Consider the following 26,517-nt stretch of genomic DNA (forward strand, 5'->3'; position numbering starts at 1 on the left):
GGTGCGCAGACGCCCGTTTCAGGCGAGCGCGTGAGCCTCGCCAATCCGGCCGTCGTCGTCGCGAGCATCGGGGCGGCCGCAACGGGTGGCGCCATGAAGGTTCGGCTCGCACCTCTCGGCGTTCGTCAGACATCCACGGCGCCCCTCGCCGGGACTCTCGCGCAGCGCGCTCCTGCGACGTCCAGCGAAGCAGCCGGCTCCGTCACCCGCCGGCCCGATGCCGACGGCGTCCGCGTGCTCGACCTTGCCGGCCGCTGGGACCGGTCGCTGGAAGCGGCGCTTGCCGCCGAGCTGGATGTGGCGCGCACCGACGAGGCCGTCCGCTGCGTCGTCCTTGCGGGGCGCGACGCCTGGTGCGGGGAGGGCGCCTTCGATCCGGCTATGCTTGTCGATTGCGCCGTCCCGGTCGTTGCCGCGGTGTCGGACGCGGCCTCGGGAACCGGGGCGTTGACCGCGCTCCTCGCCGACTTCCTCGTCCTTGCCGACGGGATGCGCTTCGAGGCTATCCCGGAGCCGGCGACCGACCTCGGCGCGCGGCTCCCCAATCGCCGCATCGGCGCCCGCGTGTCGGTCTCTGCCGCCGATCTCGCGGCGGCCGGCTGTCTGGTCCGCCCGGCCACGGAGGTGGAGGCCGCCGCGCGCGATCTTGCCCGCCGGATCGCCGAGGCGCCGCGGGAGGCCCTCATGCTCCTGAAGAACCACATGCGCCGGCAAATGCCGGTGCTGGTCGGCGATGCACGGCCCGACCCCCTGTCGCTCGACCTTTCCGCCGAGCCTCCCGTCCTTGCCCCGCAGACCATTCCCCTGCGCTCCGACGTCATCGAGCTGGAACGCTTCGCCGACGGCGTCGTGCTTATCAAGATGATCGAGAAGACCGGCCGCAACATGTTCACGCCGGCCTTCATGGACGGGCTGGACGAGGCGTTCGCCGCGATCGCCGGAATGGCCGATGCGAAGGTCGTGGTGCTGACCGGGTTCGAGGCCTATTTCGCCTGCGGCGGCACGGCGGACGGCCTTGCCGAACTGCAGGCCGGTGCCGGCCGCTTCACCGACCGGCGCATCTATGCTCTGCCGCTCGCCTGCGATCTTCCCGTCATCGCCGCCATGCAGGGCCATGCGATCGGCGCCGGCTGGTCGCTCGGCCTCTTCTGCGATGCCGCGGTGCTGGCCGAGGAGGGCGTCTACCACAGCAACTATCTCTGGTACGGCTTCACGCCCGGCGCCGGCGCGACCCTCGTCTTCCCGGCACGGCTCGGCGACGACCTCGGCCGCGAGGTGCTGTTTTCCGCGCGGGAATACCGCGGCGCGGAGCTCGGAAGGCGCTCGGCGCGCGTCACCATGCTGCCGGCGCGGGACGTTCTTCCAGGAGCCCTTGCGGCCGCCCACGCGCTGGCAGCGCGTCCGCGCGCCGACCTCATCGCCGAAAAGGCGGTACGTGCCGCGCCTTTGCGCGAAGGGCTTGATGCCGTGCTGCAACGGGAAGTCGCCATGCACGAAAAGACCTTCATCGGCAACGACGCCGTGCGCGCCCGCATCGCGGAGAAATTCGGGTCTCCTCCCGCCGAGCCCGCGCCGCCGGCACCGATGGTCGATGCGGCCAGGGTAAAGTCCGAAATCATCGCCTCCCTCGCCGAAACGCTGATGATCGACACCGCAGACATCCGCGACGGCGACAGCTTCCTCGACCTCGGGCTCGATTCCATCCTCGCCGTCACGTGGATCAGGGGTCTCAACGCCCGCTACGCCATCGACCTGCCCGCAACGGCCGTCTATGCGCATCCGAGCGTCGGAGCGCTGGCGGCCCATATCGCGGCGCTCCTTCCGGTCGACGAACGGTTGGCTCCGGGGGACGCGCCGGCGGTCGCGATGCCCGCGCCCCTGACAGCCGAACCAGCACCAGTACCGGCCGCTGCCAAGACCCATGGGAGCATGGTGAAGTCCGAGATCATCGCCTCGCTTGCCGAAACCCTGATGATCGAGCCGTCCGACATCCGCGCCGGCGACAGCTTCCTTGATCTCGGCCTCGACTCCATCCTGGCTGTCACCTGGATCCGCGGCCTCAACGCCCGCTACGGCATCGAGTTGCCGGCGACGGCCGTCTATGCGCACCCGAGCGTCGGCGCGCTCGCGGAACACATCGCGGCGCTGCTTCCGGCCGAAGAAGAACCGGCCTCAAAAGAAACGCCAGTAATGGAACCAACGCCCGCCACCCCGCAGGCTGCGCCCGTCGCTCCGGTGGCCATGGCCGCACCCGAACCCGTTGCCGCGCTGCAATTCGCCGCCTCAGCGGCAACGTGGGACTCCGGCCCGCAGCCCATCGCCATCATCGGCGCCTCGGGCGCCTTCCCGAAGGCCGGCGATCTGGAACAGTTCTGGGAGAACATCCGGTCCGGCCGCGACTGCATATCGGAAGTTCCCGCGTCGCGCTGGAAGATCGCGGACTTCTACGATCCCGACCCCCAGGCGCCGGGAAAGACCTACTGCAAATGGATGGGGGCGCTCGACGAGCCCGGCGCGTTCGATGCTCGCTTCTTCGCCATCACGCCGCGCGAGGCGGAGCTGATGGACCCGCAGCAGCGGCTCTTTCTGCAAAGCGCCTGGCACGCCATCGAGGACGCGGCGATCGACCCACAGAGCCTTTCGGGAACCCGCACCGGCGTCTATGTCGCCTCCGGGGCGAGCGGCTATGAGGACCGGATTGCCGAGCGCAACACCTACAGCCTTCTCGGCGCCTCCGGCTCGATCCTTGCGGCCCGCATCTCCTACCTGCTCGACCTGCGCGGGCCGGCGCTATCCGTCGACACCGCCTGTTCCAGCTCGCTGGTGGCGCTGTGCCAGGCCTGCGATAGCCTCGCGGCTGGTGCCATCGACCTGGCGCTCGCCGGCGGCGTTTCGGTGCTGGTCGGCCCGAAGATGTTCATCGACACCGCCAAGGTCGCCATGCTCTCGCCGGACGGCCGGTGTTTCGCATTCGACGACCGGGCCAACGGCTTCGTGCCCGGCGAGGGCGTCGGCGCGGTGCTCCTGAAACGGCTCTGCGATGCCGAGCGCGACGGCGATCCGATCCGTGCGGTGATCCGTGGCTGGGGTCTCAACCAGGACGGCCGCACCAACGGCATAACGGCCCCGAACCCTGAAGCCCAGACCGCACTCCTGAAGGACGTCTACGCGCGCTTTTCCATCGACCCGGCGACCATCGGCCTCGTCGAATGCCACGGCACCGGCACCTCCCTCGGCGATCCCATCGAGGTCGAGGGGCTGACCGGGGCGTTCGCCGGCGTGCCGGACGGCTGCGCCCTCGGCTCGGTGAAGAGCAATGTCGGGCACCTGCTTGCCTCGGCCGGCATTGCCGGCGCCCTGAAGGCGATGCTTGCGCTGGAACACCGACAGATCCCGCCCTCGATCCATGTCGAGACGCTGAACCGCCACATCCCGTTCGACAGGACCCCGTTCGCCGTCAGCCGGGAGCTGCGCGACTGGCCGGGGAAACGCCACCGCGCCGCGGTCAGTTCCTTCGGCTTCAGCGGCACCAACGCCCATGTGGTTCTGGAAGAGGCCACCGCGCCCGAACCGCGCGCACCGGCCGCTCCGGGGCCTCACGTTTTCGTCGTCTCCGCCAGGACCCGCGAGGCGCTGACCGAAGCGGCGGGAACGCTGGAGCGCTTCGTGGCGGCCCGGCCGGACCTCGACCTCGCCGACCTCGCCGTCACGTTGCAATCCGGCCGCAGCGCCTTTGGCGAACGGCTTGCGGTCATCGCATCCGACCGCGATACGCTCCTGCGTGCGCTCGCCTCCGTCGTTGCCGGCGCGCCGATTACTGGCGTCCATCTCTCCTCCGGCGACCGGGACGCCGTCGCGCCCTATGCCGACGACGCCGACGCCCGCGGCCTCGTCGCCAAATGGCTGACCTCCGGCGACGCCGGCCGGCTGGAAAAGGCCGCCGACCTCTGGGCGAAGGGCCTCGATATCCATTGGCGGGAAATCCACGGTGCGCGGCGCCTGCGATTGCCGGGCTATCCCTTTGCCCGCACGACCTATTGGATCGATGAACAGGAGAAGACCGCCGAAGCGTCGCTTCCGGCACTTGCCGCGTCGCTTCTCGGCTCCCGACCCGCCGCAGGCGAAATCGGCCGCATGACGGTGCGGATCGACGGCACCGAGCCCTGGCTCACAAGCGATGTGGGCGGCGTGGACCGCCGGCTCCTCGGCCTCTTCCTGCCGGAGCTTGCCCGCGCAGCCGCCGAGCGCATGACCGGCGCACCGGTCCGGCACCTGACCCATCTCCTCTGGGGTCGCCCGGTCGTCGTCAACGGCCGCCCCCGCGACCTCACACTCGCCGTCATGGCCGACGCCGAGGGCCTTCTCTACCGCATCGAGGCGGACGGCGAGGCGGCGACGCCCTGCCACCTCGGTTCGCTCTCAACGGCCCCGGAGGCCGAGCCGGCAACGGTCGAGCCGGCCGCCCTTCTCGGCGGTACGGATGCCACGGCCAAATTCGCGGCCTTCGCCCGGCGCCTTGCCGCACCGAGCCCGCAATCGCCGGAAATGGCCCGCGCGACGGACGTCCGGCACGACGGTTCGACAATCTCGGCGCGGCTGGAACGGCCGCGCGGCGCGCAGCCCGCCGGCGCTCTCTTCGACCCGCTTTTCCTGGACCCCGTCTGGCGGCTGGTGCCGTTCGCATCGGGGCGGGCCGATGCGCGCCTCGCCCTCCCCATGAGCATTGCCGCGATGACGGGCTTCTCCGCACCGGGAGACACAGCCTTCGTGCGTATCGAGGACGTTGCCAGCGGCGTCTCGGCAACGCTCTTCGACGCCGGCGGCCGCGAAACCCTGCGCATCGAGGGCATCAGGACGGTGCCGTTCGACCGGAGCCGCGATATTCTCCTTGGCGAGGAGGCAGGACCATGACGAGGGTGGCGATCGTCGGCGGCGGGCCGACGGGCATCGGCGTTGCCCGCGAGCTGATCGAGGGCGGCATTGCCGTCGACCTTTATGAAGCGGAGGCCGATTTCGGCGGCGTCTGGAACGGCGAGGCGCCGTGCGGGCGCACCTATCGCTCGCTGCACCTCATCTCGCCGAAATTCAACACGCAAGTTCCCGACTTCCCGATGCCGGACGACTACCCGCCCTATCCGAATCACCGCCAGATGCTGGACTATGTCCGCGCCTATGCGAGGGCCTTCGGCGTCTATGAGCGCGCCAACTTCAATGCGGCCGTTGAAAGCCTGACCCCGGAGGGCGACGGCTGGCGCCTGAGGACGAGCGCCGGCCATGACGAGCACTATCCCCTCGTCGTCGTCTGCAACGGCCTGCAGCGCGTGCCGCTCTATCCCGACCCGCCCTATCCGGGCAGCTTTTCCGGCGAGGTGCTCCACGCCGCCGACTACAAGTCCGCCGACCAGCTTCGCGACCGCCGTGTCCTCGTCATCGGCGGCGGCAATTCCGGCTGCGACCTTGCCGTCGATGCAATCCACACGGCGGCAAGCGTCCTCCACAGCACAAGGCGCGGCTACTACTACCAGCCGAAATTCATCGACGGAAAGCCGACGCCGCAATGGATGATGGAGCTCGGCAACAAGTTCGCCACGAGGCAGGAGACCCTCGCCTATATGGCCGAGGTCTTCCGCTTTGCCGGCTTCGACGGCACCGCCTACGGCCTGCCGAAACCGGACTACCCGCTCGATGCCGCCCACCCGGTGATGAACTCTTTGCTGCTCTATCACATCGGCCATGGCGACATTCAACCGAAGGGCGACGTCGAAAGATTTGCCGGCAAAACGGTTCGGTTCAAGGACGGCAGCGCGGCGGAGATCGACCTTGCGCTCTTCGCCACGGGCTATCGCCGCGACTTCCCGTTCCTCGATGCCGGCCTCCTGGAATGGAAGGACGGCATTCCCGACCTGTTCCTCCATTCCACCCCGCGCAACCACGACAACCTCCTCTTTATGGGCTTCATCAACGCCGCCGGCGGCCTCGGCGACGGCATGAAGACGCAAGGGCTGTTCGTGCTGAATTATGCCCGCGCGCTTTTTGCCCGTAGCCCCGGGCTGGAGCGGTTCCTCAAGGCCAAGAAGATCGACAGGCCGGACCTCGGCCAGGGCTATTTCATCGACAGCTATCGCCATCGCTGGGAAGCCGACCTCTGGAAGCTGCTCGCCCATATGCGCCGCTACCGCGACATGCTCGCCGAAACCGCGGTTGAGGAGGTGGCCGTCCGATGACCGACGACAGCAAGAACCTTTCGGACCGCATGCGGCGCCTCATCGATCAGGAACTGGTCGCGCGCGCCGGCGTGCAGCCGGAGGCGGAGGCGCAGGAAGGGGAGGATACCGCGTCGCCGGAGGCGAGCCTCGAGGCCCGCCTTGCGGCCGATGTCTGGCGCCTCGCCGCAGGCGCCCTCGGCATGTCCGAGGCCGAACTCGACCCCCAGGAAAACCTCGCCAATCTCGGCATCGACTCCATCGCCATCACCGAGGTCATGGCCAAGATCTCGCGCCATTTCGGCATTTCCGTCGCCCCGACGACGTTCTTTGAGGCGCGGCACCTCAACGACCTGTCGAACATCCTGCTGGCCCGCTACCGCGCACCCATCGCCGCCCGCTATGCGCAGGAACGACCGCAGGAGCCCGAACAAACGGCCAAAACGCCGCCCGCGCCCGTGCCGTCAGCACCGCCGCCCGCACCGTCCGGTCCGGCCCCTGCCGGCGACGAGACGGATGCCTGGCTCGTCCGCCACCGCGCCGCGGCGCAACCGGCGGTGCCGGCTCCCGTCGCCCGTCCGGCGGCCGAAAAAGCCGAATCTTCGGCCGATGTCCCCATCGCCATCCTGTCCATGGACGGCAAATTCGCCAAGAGCCCGGACCTCGACGCATTGCAAGCCCATCTCGCCGCCGGCGACGACTGCATGGAGGTGGTGCCGCCCGAGCGCTGGGACTGGCGCGCCGTCGATGGCGACCCGAAGAAGGGTCCCTTCACCAATGTGAAATACGGCGGCTTCGTCGACGGGGTCGACCTCTTCGATGCCGCGTTCTTCCACATCTCGCCGCGCGAAGCGGAGCTGATGGACCCGCAGCACCGCCTGTTCCTGGAATGCGCCTGGAGCGTCATCGAAAAGGCGGGTTACGCGCCGGGATCGCTCTCCGGCCGCAAGGTCGGCATCTTCCTCGGCATCGACCTCCTCGACTACATGCAGATGGTGAACCGGGACGGCTCGCTGGACCCGCAGCAGATGACCGGCCTCGGCCACACCTTCTGCCCCAACCGGCTGTCCTTCCTGCTCGACGTCCACGGCCCGAGCGAGGCCATCGACACGGCCTGCTCCTCGTCGCTGGTCGCCGTCCACCGGGCGGTGATGGCGATCCGCCACGAGGGCTGCGAGATGGCGCTTGCCGGCGGCGCCAACCTGATGCTCTCGCCGCTGCAGCACATCCTGTTCTCGCGCATCGGCATGCTGGCACCGGACGGCCGCTGCAAGACCTTTGCCGCCGCTGCCAACGGCTATGCCCGCGCCGACGGCGTCGGCGCGGTGCTCCTAAAGCGCCTTGATGCGGCCGAGGCCGACGGCGACCCGATCCTCGGCGTGATCCGGGGTTCGGCCGAACACCATGGCGGCGGCGCCACCTCGCTGACGGCGCCGAACCCGAAGGCGCAGGCCCGCCTCATCGTCGAGGCGCACCGGGCTGCGGGCACCGACCCGCGCACCATCGGCCTCATCGAATGCCATGGCACCGGCACGCCGCTTGGCGATCCGATCGAAGCGGAAGGCCTGAGGCGCGCCTTCGCCGAGCTTTACGAGGATCGGGGCATTGTGCTGCCCGCGGCCCCGACGGTCGGCCTCGGCTCGATCAAGTCCAATATCGGCCACACGGAGACCGCGGCTGGCGTTGCCGGCCTCATCAAGGTGCTGCTGGCGATGCGGACCGGGACCCGGTTCCAGACCCTCCACTGCGCCGAGCCGAACCCGCTGCTGGAGCTGGAGCAAAGCCCGTTCTTCCTCCTGCAGGAGGCGGCGCCCTGGGAGCGCCCGGTGGTCGACGGGGCAGAACAACCGCGCCGCGCCGGCCTTTCCTCCTTCGGCGCCGGCGGCGCCAACGTCCACATGGTCATCGAGGAATACCGCGAGGCGCGGCCGGTCGGCGCGGCGGCGATCGATGGCCCCCTCGTGGTGCCGGTGTCCGCCGCGAGCGAGCCGGCCCTGAAGGACGCGGTCGCGCGCCTCCGGAATGCCGCGACGGACGCCGATTTCGCAAGCCTTGCCTGCACGCTGCAGGTCGGCCGCGACGCCATGCGCTGCCGCGCCGCGTTCGTCGCGAGCGATCGCGCCGACCTCATCGGCCGCATGGACGCCTTCCTTGCCGGGGACGGGGATGCCGCGTTTGCGGGAAGGGTCGCAAGCGGCCGCAAGGACGACGCGCCAGCGCTGGACCCGGCGCGCGCCGATCCGGCCGGGATCGCCCGGCACTGGGCGGCCGGCGGCGCGGTCGACTGGCAAAACCTCTGGGCCGGAGAAACCCCCCGGCGCATCGCGCTGCCCTCCTATCCCTTCCAGCGAAAGCGCTTCTGGCTGCCGCAGGCGGAAACGCCGCCCGTGTTGCTGACCCCGACCTCCGACGGGCAGGGGTGCTATTCGCTTCGCCTCACCGGCCGAGAGATGTTCCTCGCCGACCACAGGGTCGGCGGCACCCCGGTCTTTCCCGGCGTCGCCTATCTGGAACTCGCCCGGTCTGCGGCCGTCGCCGACGGCATCGCCGATCCGGTGCTGCGCAAGATCGTCTGGATGGCGCCGTTGAAGGTCGAGGCACCTGTCACCGTCGTCTGCGAGATCGACAGGCGCGACGACGGCAGCATCCGCGCGGAAATCTCAAGCCATGCCGGCGACGGCGTCCGCGAGGTTCACGCCCAGATGCGCATCGCGCCCTCGGGCGGCGGGAGCCGGCGGCCGGTCGACCTTGCCGCCCTCCGCGCCGCGCCCGCCCGCCATGTCGACCGCGCCGCCGTCTACGGCGCCTTCGACGCCATGGGCCTTCACTACGGAACCGCCCACCGCGCCATCGCCGACCTCGCTGTCGCCGAGGGTGTCGTCCTTGCCCGGCTTGAGCTGCCGGAAGCGTTCAAAGGAACCCTTAAAGATTTCTGCCTCCATCCGAGCCTGATGGACGGCGCGTTCCAGTCGGCGATCGGCCTTTCCCTCGATGCGGACGGCCGGGGCGCCAGCGTTGCCTCCCTGCCGTTCTCACTGGCAACCTGCGAGATGTTCGGGCCGCTGGAACCGGCGATGTGGGCCCATGTCCGCGCCGCGGCGGATGCGGGCGGGGGGCTCCAGAAGGCCGACATCGACCTCATCGCCGGCGACGGCACGGTGCGCGTTGCCATGACCGGCTTCATCGCCCGCGAACTGGCGCCGGCAGCCACCGGGACCAGTGGTTCGGAGAACGGAGCCCTGCGCTTCGTCCCCGTATGGAAACCGTTTTCGCCGGCCACCGATCAGCCGGTCTTTAGCCGGCGCATTGTTTTTCTTGCCGACGGCGCCCTCGACCGCGGTGTTCTCGGCGCCCGCCTGCCGGATCGCGATATCCGTGTCTTCGACGCCGCCCTGCCGCTCGCCGACCGCTTCATCGGCCTGTGCCGCGAGGTAATGGCGGCCGCGCAAGAAGCGCTCGCGGCGCCGGGCGACCAAGCCATCCTGATTCAGGTCGTGCTCCCCGACGACGATCTTGCCGCGCCCCTCGGCGGCATCGCCGGCATGCTGAAAAGCATTCACCGCGAGCACCGCCGCTTCCACGGCCTGGTGCTGCGAGGCGCCAGCGACGCGATGACGCTCGCAACCGCTCTTGAAGTGACCGAAGCAGCGCCCGCCGGTGCGCTCATGCGGTTGGCGCCTGCGGGCCTTGAGATCGAAACGATCGAGGCGGCGGGCGTCTTCGGCGCGGCGCCGCCCCCCTGGAAGGACGGCGGCGTCTACCTGATCACCGGCGGCACGGGCGCGCTCGCCCGGCGCCTCGCCGATGCCGCGCTCGCCCATGCGCAGGCGGCGAAGATCATTCTGGCCGGACGGCGCCCGGCCGACGCCCCGCTCGCTGCCCATATCGACGCCACCGAAAACCTCTTCTATGAGGTCGCGGATATCGCTGACGACCATGCCGTCGCCGCGCTGGTGGAGCGCATCCGCACCGCCCATGGCCGGCTCGACGGTGTCGTCCACACGGCCGGAACGCTGCGCGACGGAGCGATATTGCGCAAGACCGGCGCCGACCTCGACGCGGTCCTGGCGCCGAAGGTCCGCGGGGCGCTCGCGCTCGATGCCGCCACTGGCGATGCCTCGCTCGATTTCTTCGTGCTCTTTGCCTCCGTCGCCGGGGTGTCGGGCAATATGGGCCAGGCCGACTACGCCGCCGCCAACGCCTTCCTCGACGGCTTCGCCAAGATGCGTGAGGCGCGCCGCGCGCGCGGCCTCTGCCATGGCCGCACGGTCTCCATCGCCTGGCCGCTCTGGGCCGACGGCGGCATGCGGATCGGCGCCGCCCAGGAAGACCTGATGCGCCGGGTGACGGGCCTTGAGGCGCTGGAAGCCGGCGCCGGCATAGCCGCCTTCGATGCCGCTGTGGCAGGAGATGGACCGCGCACAATTGTCGCCACCGGCGATGCCGTACGTATCGAGGCCTTCCTCGCCGGCGCGGAGCCCGAAGCAGCGCCCGAGCCCCGAAGGGCCGAGGTCGCAGCACCCGCCGCCCCCAATGCCGGCACGCTCCACCGCCCCGTCCTTGCCGCGCTCATCGACGAAGCCGCGGCCCAACTCAAGGTTTCCGTGGAGGATCTGGAACCGGATGTGGAGCTGACCGAATACGGCTTCGACTCCATCGGCTTCACCCAGTTCGCCAACCGCCTCAACGACCGCTTCGGCCTGGAGCTGACGCCGCCGCTGTTCTTCGAATATCCGACCCTCGACGGCCTTGCCGGGCACCTTGCCGAGGCCGAGCCGGAGGCTCTGGCAAAGGCCCTCGGCATCGCTGCAACGCCAGCGCCGAAGACCGAACCGGCCGAAGCCCCGACCACCGTCACTCCCGCGCCGCACCCGCTGCCATCCGCTGCCCCTGTCCGCGTCCCAGATCCCCAAACCGCGCCCGACGCCATCGCCATCATCGGCATGTCCTGCCGCTTCCCCGGTGCGCCGGACATCGACGGCTTCTGGGACGTGCTTGAAAGCGAGCGCGACTGCATCTGCGAGGTGCCGGCCGAGCGCTGGGACTGGCGTGCGTACTGGGGCGATCCCTTGCGCGAACCCGGCCGCGCCAACGTCAAGTCCGGCGGGTTCCTTGAGAATATCGCCGGCTTCGATGCCGCCTTCTTCGGCATTTCGCCGCCCGAAGCGCGGATGATGGACCCGCAGCAGCGCCTGCTCCTCACCGAGGCCTGGCGGGTGATGGAGGATTCTGGCTACCCGCCCTCCGCCCTTGCCGGCTCGAAAACCGGCGTCTTCGTCGGCACGGCCGATGCCGGCTATGGCCGGCTGATTTCGGAGGCCGGGCTCGGCGTCGAGGGCTACACCATGACCGGCCTTGCCCCCTCCATCGGGCCGAACCGGCTGAGCTATCATTTCGATTTCCACGGGCCGAGCGTTGCCGTGGAGACCGCCTGTTCCAGCGCCCTCGTCGCCGTCCACCGCGCCGTCGAGGCCCTGCGCTCCGGCCATTGCACCGCGGCCATTGCCGGCGGCGTCGGCGTGCTGCTGTTGCCGGAGGCCTTCGTCGGCTTTGCCAAGGCCGGCATGCTGGCGCCCGACGGCCGCTGCAAGCCGTTTTCCGCCGCCGCCAACGGCTATGCCCGCGGCGAAGGCATCGGCCTCGTCTTCCTGAAGCCGCTTGCCGAGGCCGTCCGCGACGGCGACCGCATCCACGGCGTCATCCGGGCGAGCGCGGAAAACCACGGCGGACATGCCGCCTCGCTGACCGCGCCGAACCCGAAGGCGCAGGCCGACCTGTTGCGCACCGCCTATCGCGCGGCCGGCATCGACCCGCGCACCGTCGGCTATATCGAGGCCCACGGCACCGGCACGCCGCTCGGCGACCCGATCGAGGTCGAGGCCCTGACGGCGGCCTTTGCCGACCTCGACCGCGAGGCGGAGGAGCGCTTCGGCCCGATGCCCGAGGCATTCGAGCACCGCTGCCTCCTCGGCTCGGTAAAATCCAATATCGGCCACCTGGAAATCGCCGCGGGCATCGCCGGCCTGATCAAGGTGCTCCTGCAGATCCGCCACGGCACCATCGCCCGCTCGCTCCATGCCGAGGCGTTGAACCCCTATCTGAAGCTCGAAGGCGGCCCGTTCCGGATCGCTCAGGAAAAGACGGAATGGCGGCCGGTCGTCGGTTCGGATGGAAGTCCGCTGCCGCGCCGCGCGGGCGTCAGTTCCTTCGGCTTCGGCGGCTCCAACGCCCATGTGGTCATCGAGGAATTTCTGGCACCGGCGCCGGCCGGGCCCGAGGCGGGTGCGCCGCAACTGATCGTGCTCTCGGCAAAGACCGCGGCGCAACTGACCGAGAGCGCCGCCCGGCTCCATGCGTTCCTGGAAAAGACCGAGGCGCGGCTCGACGACACTGCCTGGACGCTGCAGGTCGCCCGCGAGCCCATGCGTCACCGCCTCGGCTTTCTGGCAAGGGATCGCGCGGACCTCTCGGCCAACCTGGCGTCGATCGCCGCGGGAAATGCCGGCGCGGGCGTCGTCGCCGGCGAGGTGAAGAGCGGCCGCAAGCTTCTCTCCGTGCTGGAAAACGACGGTCCGCTCGCCGAGGCCGCCGCCGGCCTTGCCGGGCGCGGCCGGCCGGACGACCTGCTGGCGCTCTGGGTCGGCGGCTTTAATGTTGACTGGAAAAAGGCCTGGCGCGGACCCGAAGCGCGGCGGATTTCCCTGCCGGGCTATCCCTTCGCAAAGACGCCCTATTGGGTCGGCACTTCGCCGGCAAATAAACCGGCATCACCCGAGCCAACGCAGCCGAAGCCGAACTTGTCGCAAACGCTGACCGGCAACGAAAGCTTCCTCCGCGACCACGTGGTCACCGGCAAAAAACTGCTGCCCGGCGTCGTCGCCTTCGAGCTTGTGCGCCGCGCGCTTGAAGGGGCCGGCGTCGGAGGCGGCTTCGAACTCGTCGGCCATGGCTGGGTCGGCCCCGTCGCCGTCGACGAAACGCCCGTGCGCCTCGACGTGACGCTGGAAGAGGGCGGGGCGCAAGGTCAGGCCTACAGGCTATCGGCGGACGGTGCGCGCCATGCAGAGGGCGTCGCGCGACCGTTGTCCGAGATGGCACCGCGCATCGATATCGACGCGGCGAGGGCGGCGGCGCCTGAGCCCGTCGATACCGCCAGCCTCTATCGGCGGTTTGCCGACACCGGCCTTGAATACGGCCCGGCCCAGCGCGCCATCGTCGAGGCTCGGCGCGGCCCCGGCATAGCGGTGGCAAGGCTGCAGCGGCCGGCCGATGCCGATGGCGGCTTCGATCTCGACCCCGCGATCCTCGATGGGGCGTTGCAGGCGGTCGCGTTGCTGGCAGACGACACGAACGCGTTGGCGCTTCCCTACGCAGTGCGCCGGGTCGCCGTCTTCGGCGCCACCGGTCCGGTGATGTGGGCCGTCGTCGGGGGCGGTGATAAGGGCGCCTCCATCGACGTTTGCGACGAGGCCGGGATGGTTGCCGTGCGGCTGGAGGATTTCGTTGCCCGGCCCGTCGCGGCGAGCGCAGGGACCGGCTCGGCTCCCGCTGCGCCTGCGGCGCCGGCAACAAAAGACCTTTCCGACGAGGACCGCCACGCCGCCGCCCTGCGCCTCGTCACGGAAATCGCTGCACGCACGCTCGAAGTCGAGCCGGACGTCCTCGACGTCGACACCGAGCTCGGCGATTTCGGCTTCGACTCCATCACCATGACGGCCTTCGCCTCGCGCATCAACGCCGAGCTGGGCTTGGCCCTGACCCCGGCCGACTTCTTCGAATTCGCAACGCTCGCCCGGCTTTCCGACCACATCGCCGGCGACCTGGAGCCGGAACAGCTCGGCCTTGAGGCGGCTTCGGCGCCGCTCGCCGAACAGCTCGCCCCCGCACCGATCGTTCCGGTTGGTTTCGAAGCCAAACCGGCCGCCTCCGCCCACGCCGGGGCCGATGACCCCATCGCCATCGTCGGCATGAGCTGCGCCTTCCCGATGGCGGACGATCCCGACGCCTTCTGGGAGAACCTTGCGGCCGGCCGCGACTGCATCACCCGCATCCCGCCGGACCGCTGGTCCTGGCAGGACGTCGACGGCGACCCGAAGACCGATCCGACCAAGACCAACGTCCATTGGGGCGGCTTCACCGACGGCGTGTTCGAATTCGACCCGCTGTTCTTCGCCATCTCGCCGCGTGAGGCGCGGATGATGGACCCGCAGCAGCGCCTGATGTTGCCCCATGCCTGGAAGGCGATCGAGGACGCGGGCCATTCGCCGAGGAGTTTTGCCGGCAAAAGGGTCGGCGTCTTCGTCGGGACGTCGTTCTCGGGCTATCGCGCGAGCCTTGGCGAGGACACCGGCGGCGAGGGCTATGTGGCGACCGGGATCGTGCCCTCGGTCGGGCCCAACCGCATCAGCTATCTCCTCGATCTGCACGGGCCCAGCGAGCCGGTCGAGACCGCCTGTTCCTCTTCGCTGGTGGCGCTCCACCGGGCCGTACAGGCAATCCGCGCCGGCGATTGCGAGGCCGCGCTCGTCGGCGGCGTCAACACCATCGTCACCCCCGACGCCCACATCAACTACGCCAAGGCCGGCATGCTGGCGCCGGACGGCCGCTGCAAGACCTTCTCCGACCGGGCCGACGGCTACGGCCGCGGCGAGGGCGTCGGCATGCTGTTCGTGCGGCGGCTTTGCGATGCCGAGCGCGACGGCGACCCGATCCTTGCCGTCGTTCGCGGCACCGCGGTCAACCATGGCGGCCACGCCAATTCGCTGACCGCGCCGAACACCGAGGCCCAGGCCGACCTCATCCGCACGGCCTGGATGCGTGCCGCCATCGACCCGCGCACCATCGGCTATGTCGAGGCCCACGGCACCGGTACGGCGCTGGGCGACCCGGTCGAGATCAACGCCCTCAAATCGGCGTTCCGCGACCTGCCGAAGGGCGAGGACAAACTGGAAGGCACCGGCTGCGGCCTCGGCTCGGTGAAGACCAATATCGGCCACCTGGAGCTGGCCGCGGGCGCCGCCGGCCTCGTCAAGATCCTCCAGCAGTTCCGCTACGGCAAGATCGCGCCGAGCATTCACTGCGAGACGGTCAATCCCTTCATTGATCTGGACGGAACCCCGTTCCGCATCGTCCGGGATTTGGAGGACTGGCATCCGGTGCGCGATGCGGCTGGAACCCCGCTGCCGCGCCGCGCCGGCATCAGCAGCTTCGGCTTCGGCGGCGTCAACGCCCACGCGGTCCTGGAGGAATACCGGCCGCAGGAGGCCCGCGCGATTGGCCCCGATGGCCCCGTCGTCATCGTTCTGTCGGCGAGGGACGCGGCGCGGTTGACGGAGAACGCCGGAAATCTCCTCGCCTTCCTGGATCGCGGCGACATCGGGGAGGCAGACCTCGGCGATCTGGCAACGACGCTGCAGGTCGGCCGCACGCCGATGGCTGAGCGGCTGGCGATCGTCGCGGAAAGCCTTGCCGAATTGCGCGATAAACTCGCCGCCTGGCTCGCCGGCGGCGCCTCTGACGCCGTCCGAACCGGCCGTGCCGATCCCCGTGCGGCGGCCGACGGACCGCTCGGCGCCGACGCCGCGCCGGAGCAGATTGCCGCGCATTGGGTCGCGGGCGGCGCCGTCGATTGGGGCAAGCCGAAACGCCGGCTCAGGCTGCCCACCTATCCCTTTGCCCGGGACATCTTCCGGGCCGCGCCGGAATACAAGGCCGCCGCCGCAACCGCGCCGTCTCCCGCCGTCTCCACCCCTGCCGTTTCGGCAGACGGTGGCACGGAAAAAGCGGTCCGGCTCGACGCCGATGCCTTCTATCTCCGCGACCACCGCATCCGCGGCGCGCGCATCCTGCCGGGCGCCATGGCGCTGGAACTCATCCGCGAGACGGCGGAGCCAGTGCTGCCGCAGGCGGGCTCGATGATCCTGTCCCGCATCGCCTGGCGCCGCCCGGTTCAGCTCGATGCGGGCGAGCGCGATATCCGCATCGTTCTGAGCAAGGGCGATGCCGATCTCTTCAAGGCCCGCCTCGTCGACGGGGAAACCGACGCCGTCACCTGCGACGTCTCTGCCGGCGCAGGCACCCCCGGTCGTCTCGACGTCGACGCCCTGAAATCCCGTTGCGCCGATCTGCGCGACCCCGACTGGCTCTACGCCTCCTACGCCGCGTCCGGCATCGACTACGGCCCTGCCTTCCGGGCCGTCGCCGGCCTCTGGTCGGGCGACGCCGAGGTGCTGGCACGGCTGACGCTGCCCCGCGCCGCCGACGCCGGCGCCTACCACCTCCACCCCAGCATCCTGGACGCCGCCTTCCACGCGTCTCTGCCGCTCTTTGCCGGCAAAGGAACCTCCGGCCTTGCCCTTCCCGTCGCCATCGACCGCATGGAGATCTTCGGAGCCACAGGGCCGGAGATGTGGGCCCATCTGCGGCTCGCACCATCCGGAACGGGCGTTTCCAGGGTGGATATCGATCTCGCCGACGGGACCGGCAAAACCTGCGTCCGCATCGAGGGCTTCACCCTGCGCGCCGTGCCGGACCGAAAGGATACGCCGCGCGTTGCGACATCGTCGCCGGAGAATGCCCCCGCGACCGACCTCCGCCGTGCCGCCGAGGCCTATTTCGTCGGCCTAGTTGCCCGCGAGACGGAGATCGACCCGGCCGCCATTTCCGTGGCCGCGCCGCTTGAGGACTACGGCATCGATTCCGTCATGATCGCTCGCCTGACGGATGCCCTGGAGCGGGATTTCGGGCCGCTGTCGAAGACGCTGTTCTTCGAGTACCAGACCCTTGAGGCCGTGATCGGCCATTTCCTGGAAAGCCACGCCGACCGGCTCGCAGAGATCGTCGGCGCCGGCGCCGCGCACGTGGCCCCCGCGCCGACCCCGCTCCCGGCGCGGCCAAAACACCCGGCCGATGCGCCCGTCGCCATCATCGGCCTTGCCGGCCGCTATCCGGGTGCGCGCAATGTCGCCGAATTCTGGGAGAACCTGAAGGCCGGTCGCGACTGCGTCACCGAAGTGCCCGCCGCACGCTGGGACCATGCGAGCCTCTATGACCCGGAGCGCAAGCCCGGCCGGACCACCGGCAAATGGGGCGGCTTCGTCGACGGTTTCGATCGCTTCGACCCGATGTTCTTCAACATCGCGCCGCGCGAGGCCGCCTATATGGACCCGCAGGAGCGGCTGTTCCTGCAATGCGCCTTTGAGACGCTGGAGGATGCCGGCTACACCCGCGCCACTGCCGCCCCGCCGCGCCCCGGGCTATCCGGCGCCGATGTCGGCGTCTTCGTCGGCGTCATGTATGAGGAATACCAGCTCTACGGCCCGGAGCGGACCGCGGCGGGCGCGCCGACCGCGATCACCGGCAGCGCCGCCTCGATCGCCAACCGCGTTTCCTATTTCTGCAACTTCCAGGGCCCGAGCCTTGCGGTCGACAGCATGTGCTCGTCGTCGCTGACCGCCATCCACCTCGCCTGCGACGCGCTCCGGGGCGGGGGCTGTTCCGTGGCGCTTGCCGGCGGCGTCAACCTCACCCTCCACCCGAACAAGTATCTGGCGCTGTCGCAGGGCCGGTTCCTCTCCTCCAAGGGTCGCTGCGAAAGCTTCGGCGAGGGCGGCGACGGCTACGTGCCGGCCGAGGGCGTCGGCGCGGTGCTTTTAAAGCCGCTCGATGCGGCCGAGGCCGACGGCGACCGCATCTATGGCGTCATCCTCGGCTCCGCCCTCAACCACGGCGGCAAGACCAACGGCTACACCGTGCCGAACCCGCCGGCCCAGACGGACGTGGTGACGGCCGCGCTCACCCGCGCCGGCGTCGCCCCGGACGAGATCGGCGTGATCGAGGCCCACGGCACCGGGACGAGCCTCGGCGACCCCATCGAGATCGCCGCGCTCTCGCGCGCCTTTGCCGGGCGCACGACCCCGCTCCCCGTCGGCTCGGTGAAATCGAACATCGGCCATGGCGAGAGCGCCGCCGGCATCGCCGGCCTCACCAAGCTCCTGCTGCAGTTGAGGAACGGCCAGCTCGTGCCGTCACTCCATGCCGAGCCTCTCAACCCCAACATCGATTTCGCGGCAACGCCGTTCCGGGTCCAGAAGACGTTGGAGGACTGGCCGCGGCAGGTGGAGGACGGGCGCGAAAGGCCGCGGATCGGCGGACTCTCCTCCTTCGGCGCCGGCGGCGCCAACGCCCACCTGGTGGTTGCCGAGTACGTGGACGCCGCGCCGCCCGCAGCCGTCCATGGCCCGCAAATCTATCCCTTCTCGGCCCGCGATCCGGAGCGGCTGGCGGCGCTACTGGCGAATTTCCGCACGGCGCTGGAACGGATCGCCGAGCCGGACATGCCCTCCGTCGCGTCGACGCTCCAGGAGGGCCGGGAGGCGTTTGAGGAACGGCTGGCGATCGTCGCCGACGGCAAGGCGGATCTCGCCGCGAAGCTGGATCGCGTCATTGCCGGGGCCCTCGATCATCCGGGCATTTTCCGCGGCCGCGCCGCGCTCAACGCACCGACGGCCGAGCCCGGTGCGACGCTCGACGAGGTCGCCGCGGCCTGGGTCGCGGGGGCGACCGTGGATTGGGCGGCGCGCCGCACCGGCCCGCGTCCGCGCCCGATCAGCCTGCCGACCTATCCCTTCGCCGACGACCGCTACTGGCTGCCGGAGATCGACGCGCCTCCTCTTCGAGCCGGGGAAACGCCCGTAAGCCCCGATGCGCCGCTGCCGCTCCTCTTCGAGCCGGTCTTTGAGGAAAAAGCGGCGACGGACGGCACGGCGCCGCAAAATCGCATCGTTGTCCTCTGCGGCCTTTCGGAAGGCCATCCCGGCCTCGCCGAAGCCTTGCGCGCGTCCGGCGCGGAGTGCGTGGTGTTCGACGAGCCCGAATTCGCCGACCATGCCGCAAGGCTGCTCGCGCTCCTCAAGGGCACCGTTCGCGACCGGCGCAACACGCTGGTTCAGGTCGTCGTGCCGGCGACGGGCGAGGGAAGCGCGCTGGAAGGCCTCGGCGGCATGCTGCGCTCCGCCGCCTTCGAACACCGGTCGCTGGCGGGGCAACTGATCGCCGTCGACGGCGCGACGCCCGACCTCGTCGCCCGCCTCGCGCGTGACGCACATGCGCGGGAGGATATCGTCATCCGCCATGTGGCCGGCCGCCGGCTGGTGCGCACCTGGCGGGATTGGAAGCCCGCGGAGGGGGGAAAAAAACCCTGGCGCGAGGGCGGTGTCTATCTCCTCACCGGCGGCGCCGGCGGCATCGGCCGACACGTCGCGCAAGCCATCGCCGCCTCCGGCGTCCGCCCGTCGCTCTGGCTGACCGGGCGCTCTCCCGAAACGCCGGATATCGCAACGTGGCGCCGAGAGCTCGACACCCTCGGCGCCGCCGCCCGTTATCGCAGCCTCGACGTCACCGACGCCGATGCCGTCGCCGCCCTCCTCGTCGAGATCGAGGCTGAGGACGGTCGCCTCGACGGCGTCTTCCATGGCGCCGGCATCCTCCGCGACGGGCTGATGGCCGGCAAGGACGGAGCGACGCTGCGCGCCGTGCTGGCGCCGAAGGTCACGGGCACCGAAGTCCTCGACGCCGCCCTTGGCCGCCGCTCGCTCGACTTTTTCGTGCTGTTCGCGTCCGCCGCCGGCGCCCTCGGCAATCCGGGCCAGACCGACTACGCCGCCGCCAACGCCTTCCTCGACCGCTTCGCGGCGATCCGCAACGACCGGGTCGCGGCAGGGCTCTGCCATGGCCGCACCCTTTCCATCGACTGGCCCTACTGGCGGGGCGGCGGCATGCGCCTCGACGCGGCGGCCATCGCCGCGATGGAAAAGGCCGGCGTCCGGCCGCTGGACACCGGGCCGGCCATTGCCGCCCTCGAATGCTTCCTTGCCGACCCCGCGCCCGATCAGGTGCTGGTGCTGGAGGGCGATAAGGACCGGCTTCGGACCATGATCGGCGCCGCGCCGCGCGCCACGGCCGCGCCGAAGCTGCTCGCAGCCCCGTCGCCCGCCCGCCGTGCCGAACCTGCCCGTACGGACCGGACGCCGGTCCTTGAAAAAATCCTCGCCGCCTTTTCCGCCTGCCTCGGCGTGCCGAGGGATCGGCTCGACCCGGAGGCGACCATCGACCGCTTCGGCGTCGATTCCGTCTCGGCCCTTGAGATCGTCGAGGCGCTGGAAAAGGACTTCGGGCCGCTGTCCCAGACGATCCTCTTCGAATGCCAGACCATCGCGCGCCTCGCCGATGAACTGGCGGAATGCGCCGATACGCCGCCGCCAGATCCTGCGCCGGAGCGCGCCGCCGCGCCCCAAATGTCGCCGGATCGCGACGACATCGCCATCATCGCCGTCGCCGGCCGCTATCCCGGCACCGACACCATCGAGGCTTTCGCCGAAGCGCTGCGCGCGGGCCGCGACCTCGTCACCGAAGTGCCGCCGGAGCGCGCCGGCCTTGTCCCGCGCTTCTCGGACAAAAGGGGCGCCCCCGGCGCGAGCCACTGCAAATGGGGTGGGTTTCTTTCAGACGTCGACCGCTTCGACGCCGCCTTCTTCGGCTACAGCCCCAAGGCGGCCGACCTCGCAGACCCCCAGGAGCGGCTGTTCCTGGAAACCGCCTGGCACCTTTTCGAGCGCGCCGGGCACACGCGAGACCGCCTGAAGAACGCCTATGACGGCCGGGTCGGCGTCTTCGTCGGCGCCATGTACCAGCACTATGCGAGCCTCGCCGCCGACCCCGAGGTGCGGGCGCTGACCTCGCTGTCCTCCTATTCGGCGATCGCCAACCGGGTCTCCTTCTTCTTCGACCTTAAGGGGCCGAGCGTTGCCGTCGACAGCATGTGCTCGTCGGGGCTGCAGGCCGTGCACCAGGCCTGCCAGAGCCTTCGTTCGGGCGAATGCCGGCTCACGGTCGCCGGCGGCGTCAACCTCTCCATCGCGCCCGGAAAATTCGAGGGTCTTTCCCGCGCCGGCCTCGCTGCCTCGTCGCCCGAAAGCCGGGCCTTTGCCGGCGGCGACGGCTATCTGCCGGCCGAGGGCGTCGGCGCGGTGCTCCTGAAGCCCATGGCCGATGCGCGTCGCGACGGCGACCTTGTGCTGGCCGTCATCAGGGGCAGCCTCGCCAACCATTCGGGCCACTCCGCCGGCTATGCCGTCCCGAACGTCGATGCCGAGGTCCGGCTGATGGCTGACGCCTTTGCGGCGGCCGGCGTCGCGCCGGACACCATCGACTATGTGGAGGCCGCGGCGACCGGCGCGGAGCTCGGCGATGCCATCGAGCTGAAGGCGCTCGCCAAGGTCTATGCCGGCCGCAAGGTGCCGCTTGGCTCCGTGAAGGCCAATATGGGCCACGCCGAGGCGGCCTCCGGCCTCGCCCAGCTCACCAAGGTGCTGCTGCAGTTCGAACGCGGCGAACTCTTTCCGATGCCGGGGCTGGCGTGCCGCGAAGAGGCCTTCCGCGGGACGCCGCTCGTGCCGCAGACGGAGCTTGCGCCCTGGCCGGCGCCGGAAGGCGGTCGGCCGCGCCGGGCGGCGATCAGCTCCTTCGGGGCCGGCGGCTCGAACGTGCATCTGATCCTGGAAGAGGCACCGCCGCAGGCGGTCACGAACGGGGAGGAACGCCGGCCGCGCCGCTTCCCGCTCTCCGCGCGCACCGCCGGGCAACTGGGCGAGATGCGCCGGCGCCTTGCCGCCTTCCTGCGGGAATCCGGACCCGTCTCCATGGAGGCGTTGGCGCACACGCTGCAGCACGGGCGCGAAGCCTTCGACCGCCGCATCGACATCGTCGCGACCGACAGCCTTGAGCTCGCCGAAAAGCTGGAAAATGAGGCGTATCGCGAGAGCGCGGAGGCGCTCGCCACCGCCGGTGATGTTTCGGACACGGGGCCGATGCTGGTGCTGCCCGGCTATCCCTTTGCCCGCGAGCGTCATTGGGTGGCGGAGATGGGGGAAGCGGGCGAGGCGCGTCCGGCGGAACAGCCGAGGCCGGCCGTGCCCGAAAGGACCCTCCTCGATCTGATCCTTGCAACGCTGTCGGCCGAACTCGGCGTTCCCCTCGAAGAGATCGACGCCGACGCCACCTTCGATGCTCTTGGCGTCGACTCCATGGCCCGTACGCGGCTGTTCTACGCAGTGGAGGAGGCGACCGGGACGGAACTCTCCCGTGCCGACCTTGCCGCCCATTCCAGCCCGCGGGCGCTTGCGGACCATCTGGCCGAACGCGCTCCGGCCGCCGCGCCAGAAGCGGCAGAGGACGGTTTTCGGTCAGTGCGGCCTTCGGACTATCGCTGCCCCCTCGGTCCCGGCCAGACGGGGCTCTGGGTCTGGCAGAAGCTTCACCCGGAAAGCGGCGCCTACAACGTCCCGCTCGCGTTCCGCTGCCGCGCGCTGGATGTCGCGGCGCTGGAACGGGCGTTGGAGTTTCTCGTCACCCGATACCCGCTGCTCGGCTGCCGCGTGGATGAGGCGGCGGGGGCGCCGGTCCTCCTCCCGCGCGCCGAGGGCATTGCCGTCGCGACGGTCGCGATGCCGAAGGAGATCGAGACCGAGGCGTTTTTGCGCCAGCGTGCGCTGATGCCCTTCGATCTCGGCCGGGAAGTCCTCAGGGTCGAGCATCTGTCCGGCGGCCGGCTCGACGCGCCGGAGTCCGTCGTTCTGATCCTCGCCCACCACATCGTCACCGACGGCGTCTCCTCCGCCGTCATCGCCCGCGATTTCTGGCAGGCCTATGCCCGTTTCACGAATGGCGAAAAATGTGCGGATCGAAGTATCGCTAATGCGGACTATGCCGATTTCGTCGACTGGGAGACCGCTCTCGCGGAGGCGCCGGAGGGCGCGGCGCAAAAAGCGTATTGGCTGGAAAAATTCGCCGGCCCCTTGCCGTCCGCGACCCTGCCGGCGGGTGAGGGCGGCAGCCGCTCGCGCTCCCTCGACCCGACTTTGAGTGCCGATCTCCGCGACGCGGCGAAGACGCGAGAGATCAGCGCCGCATCGCTCTATCTCGCGGCCTTTGCCGCGCTCGTCTATCGCTATACCGGCGAGGCCGACCTCGTCATCGGCGTGCCGACCCTGCGCCGCTCTTCCCGGCGCTTTGCGGAAACCGTCGGCTATTGCGCCAACATGATCGCGCTGCGGCTCGCCGTCGATCCCGCGGCATCGTTCTCCGACTTTGCCCGGAGCGTCCACGAAGAGCTGGCCCAAGGGCTCGCCAACAGCGACGTCGCCTTTGCCGAAATCGCCCGCCAGATCGGCGGCACGGCGACCGGGACGGCGCCGTTCGCGATCACCTTCGCCTACCAGAATTTCGCCGCCGCCGACGAAATGCCGGAGGTCTTCGCGGCGGGCGATGTCGAACACCTTTCCGCGATCCGCCAGGCGACGGACGCCACCCTCAGCCTCGAAATCGAGGACGGAGCGGCCGGCGCCGCGGTCCATGCGGATGCCGCCGAGGGCGGCCCCGGCGCGGCGGCGCTGGAGCGCCTGCTCGGCCATTTCGGCGAACTGCTGAAGGCCGTCCTGAACGCGCCTGAAACGCCGGTCGCGGACCTGCCGATGCTGACCGGGCCGGAGCGCGACCGCGCGCTCCACCACTGGAGCCGGACGGGGCGCAGCGAACCCTTTGCCGGCCCTATCCACGGCCGCATCCTCGATGTCGCCCGCCGGTCGCCCTCGGCAACGGCGATTGTCGCCGGGGCGGAGCGCGTCACCTGGCGCGACCTTGCCGCGCGGGCAAGGCGTGTCGCCGTCGCGCTCTCGCGCCAAGGCATCGGCAAGGCAGACCGCGTCGCGGTCCTTGCCCCGCGCGGCCCGGATGCCGTCGCCGCCCTTCTCGGCGTGATGAGCCTCGGTGCTGTCTGGGTGCCGCTCGACCCGGACCTTCCGGACCAGAGGCTGGGATTCATCGTCAAGGATGCCGGCGCCGCCACCGTGCTGGCGGGGGAGGCGCTGGCGGAGCGCGCCCGAAAGATCGCCGCGGGCGTTCCGGTCGTCGTCCCCGGCAGCGGCGGCCTTCGCGCCCGTTTCGTCCGTCCGCCGGAGCCGGAGATCGGCGCGGACGATCCTGCCTATATCATCTACACCTCGGGTTCGACCGGCACGCCGAAGGGCGTCGTCGTCTCCCACGGCGCGCTCGCCCACCACTGCGCGGTCATCGCCGATGAATTCGGCCTGACGGAGCGCGACGCGGTCCTGCAGTTCGCGTCCCTGTCGGTCGACACGGCCATCGAGCAGATGCTGCCGGTGCTCATCCGCGGCGGGCGGCTCGTGCTGCGCCCGGCGGAGCTGCCGGCCCCGGCGGCGTTCCTGAATTTCCTGCGCGCGGCCGCGATCACTGTCGCCGACCTGCCGCCGGTCTATCTCGGCGAACTTCTTGCTGCCTGGGAGAGGAGCCGCGCCAACCGCTCCGCACTGCCGCTGCGCCTGATGATCGTCGGCGGCGACGTGCTCTCGCCGCAAATCGCCGAGGCCTGGGCCCGGAGCGGTATTGCCGGAGCCCGCCTCGTCAACGCCTATGGCCCGACCGAGGCGACGATCACGGCGCTCACCCACACTGTGCGGCCGAACGGCGGTCCGGTCCCCATCGGCCGGCCGCTGCCGGGAACGGAGATCTATATCCTCGATGCGGGCGGCCATCCGGTGCCGGACGGCATCGTCGGCGAGCTCCATATCGGCGGTCCGCGCCTCGCCCTCGGCTATCACGGCCGCCCGGACCTGACCGGGGAACGGTTCCGCACCCATGACCTGCCGCACAAGTCGCTCCCCCTCTACGCCACCGGCGACCGGGCGTCGTTCGTGCCCAACAGCGGCGGCGTCGTCGCCTTCCATGGCCGCATCGACGACCAGGTGAAGATACGCGGCCACCGCATCGAGCCAGGCGAGGTCGAGGCGGCGTTCGCGGCCTGCGGCATCGGCGAGGCGGCCGTCGTCGTCGAAAGCGGCGGCGGCGCCCCGGTGCTGACGGCCGTCGTCGCCGCGCCGGAGGAGGGCTTCGACGAAGCGGCGTTGCGCGCGCGCCTTGCCGAGCGCCTGCCGGCGCCGATGGTCCCGGCCGCGATCGTCCGCCGCGACCGGCTGCCGAAGACGCCCGGCGGCAAGATCGATCGCCGCGCCCTCAAGGGCACCCGGCCAGGGCGGACCGCGGCCCGGCCCGCGACGCCGCCGCGCGATGACATCGAGCGGAAGCTCTCCGACATCTGGGCCGAAGCGCTCGGGGCGCCGGAGGGCGGCCAGGACATCGGCATCGACGACGATTTTGCCTCGCGCGGCGGCAACAGCCTTACCGCCGTCCGGCTCCTTGCCCGGGTCGAGGAGGCCTTCGGGCGCGGCCTCTCGGTGCGCGACCTGGAAGCGGCTTCAACGATCGCGGCCCAGGCCCGGCTGCTGCGCGGGCGCGGCGTGACGGGGGCGGCGCGCACGGCAGGTCCCCCGCGCCTCCTCGTCTCGCTCGGCCAGCCGGCGCCCGGAAGCGCTGCCGAAAAGGTGCCGCCGCTGTTCCTCGTCCATCCGGTCGGCGGCACGCTCTCCTGCTACGGCCCGCTTCTTTCCGCAATGCAACCGGCGCGGCCGGTCTATGGTCTTCGCGCCGCGGGGCTTGAGGCCGGTGAGGCGGTGGCGGAAGGGGGGCTCGCCGACATGGCCACCGCCTATTGCCGGGAGCTCCGAAACGTCCAGCCGCGCGGTCCCTACAGCCTTGCCGGCTGGTCCTTCGGCGGCGTCGTTGCCTATGAGATGGCGCGCCAGCTCGAGGCCTCGGGAGAGACGATCGCCGTCACCGCCCTCCTCGACAGCTACACGCCCGCCGACCTCGCCGCACTCGATGGGGACGACCCCGACACCGCCTGCCGGCGCGCCTTCGTGCGCGATCTCTTCGGCGCCGATGCCGACATCCGGGCGGACGACGATATCGTCGCGACCGTGATGGCCCTGCCGCAGTTCTCTGCCGTCCTGCCGGGAGCGGACCGGGAAACGGTCGAGCGCCTCTACAAGGTCTTTGCCGCCAATCATGCGGCCCTTGCCGCCTATGTACCGGAGCCGTCGACGGCGCCGCTGACGCTGGTGCGGGCGACATCCGGATCGCCTGTGAAAGGAGCAGGAAGCTGGAGCGCTCTCGCCAGGGGCCGGCTTTCCGTCCACCGGATCGACGCGGACCATTACGGCCTGATGCGGCCGCCCCATGTGGCGGAGCTGGCACAGGTGCTCGGCGATACCGTCGCGACCGGCGAACCGGCCGCGTCGCAAGAATAGATAAAGCCGTCCGCGCGAAAGCCGTGGACGGATGCCGAGCGATCGGCTGACAGATCTCTGCCGCGCACCGTATAGTCGATGCGCGCGCAAAATCT

The 26,517-nt window shown here is 70.3% G+C and carries 3 protein-coding genes (1 of these 3 cut by a window edge); all 3 read left to right on the top strand.

The features are described from left to right. Tightly spaced (each overlapping or abutting the next), the 3 genes in view from M2319_RS04485 to M2319_RS04495 form a layout consistent with a single transcriptional unit that may run on beyond the window. Positions 1-4,911, top strand: the 3' end of a protein-coding gene (locus M2319_RS04485; RefSeq protein WP_264600240.1) for an SDR family NAD(P)-dependent oxidoreductase. 15,819 nt of this gene lie to the left of the window's left edge; the window shows 4,911 of its 20,730 coding nt (coding positions 15,820-20,730); its start codon lies beyond the left edge, outside the window; the stop codon is at positions 4,909-4,911. After that, complete coding sequence (locus M2319_RS04490; protein WP_264600241.1) at positions 4,908-6,224, top strand: flavin-containing monooxygenase; 1,317 nt, start codon at positions 4,908-4,910, stop codon at positions 6,222-6,224. The genes M2319_RS04485 and M2319_RS04490 overlap by 4 nt, the downstream gene beginning before the upstream one ends. Continuing rightward, positions 6,221-26,422, top strand: coding sequence for a non-ribosomal peptide synthetase (locus M2319_RS04495; RefSeq protein ID WP_264600242.1), 20,202 nt, complete (start codon positions 6,221-6,223; stop codon positions 26,420-26,422). The genes M2319_RS04490 and M2319_RS04495 overlap by 4 nt, the downstream gene beginning before the upstream one ends. Positions 26,423-26,517 lie beyond the last annotated feature (95 nt).

It is taken from the genome of Rhodobium gokarnense, from assembly GCF_025961475.1.
GTDB lineage: Bacteria > Pseudomonadota > Alphaproteobacteria > Rhizobiales > Rhodobiaceae > Rhodobium > Rhodobium gokarnense.

What these genes read in the sequence shown, in the direction of transcription:
- M2319_RS04490 (WP_264600241.1), top strand. Translation starts at nt 4,908, where the DNA reads ATGACGAGGGTGGCGATCGTCGGCGGCGGGCCGACGGGCATCGGCGTT.
- M2319_RS04495 (WP_264600242.1), top strand. Translation starts at nt 6,221, where the DNA reads ATGACCGACGACAGCAAGAACCTTTCGGACCGCATGCGGCGCCTCATC.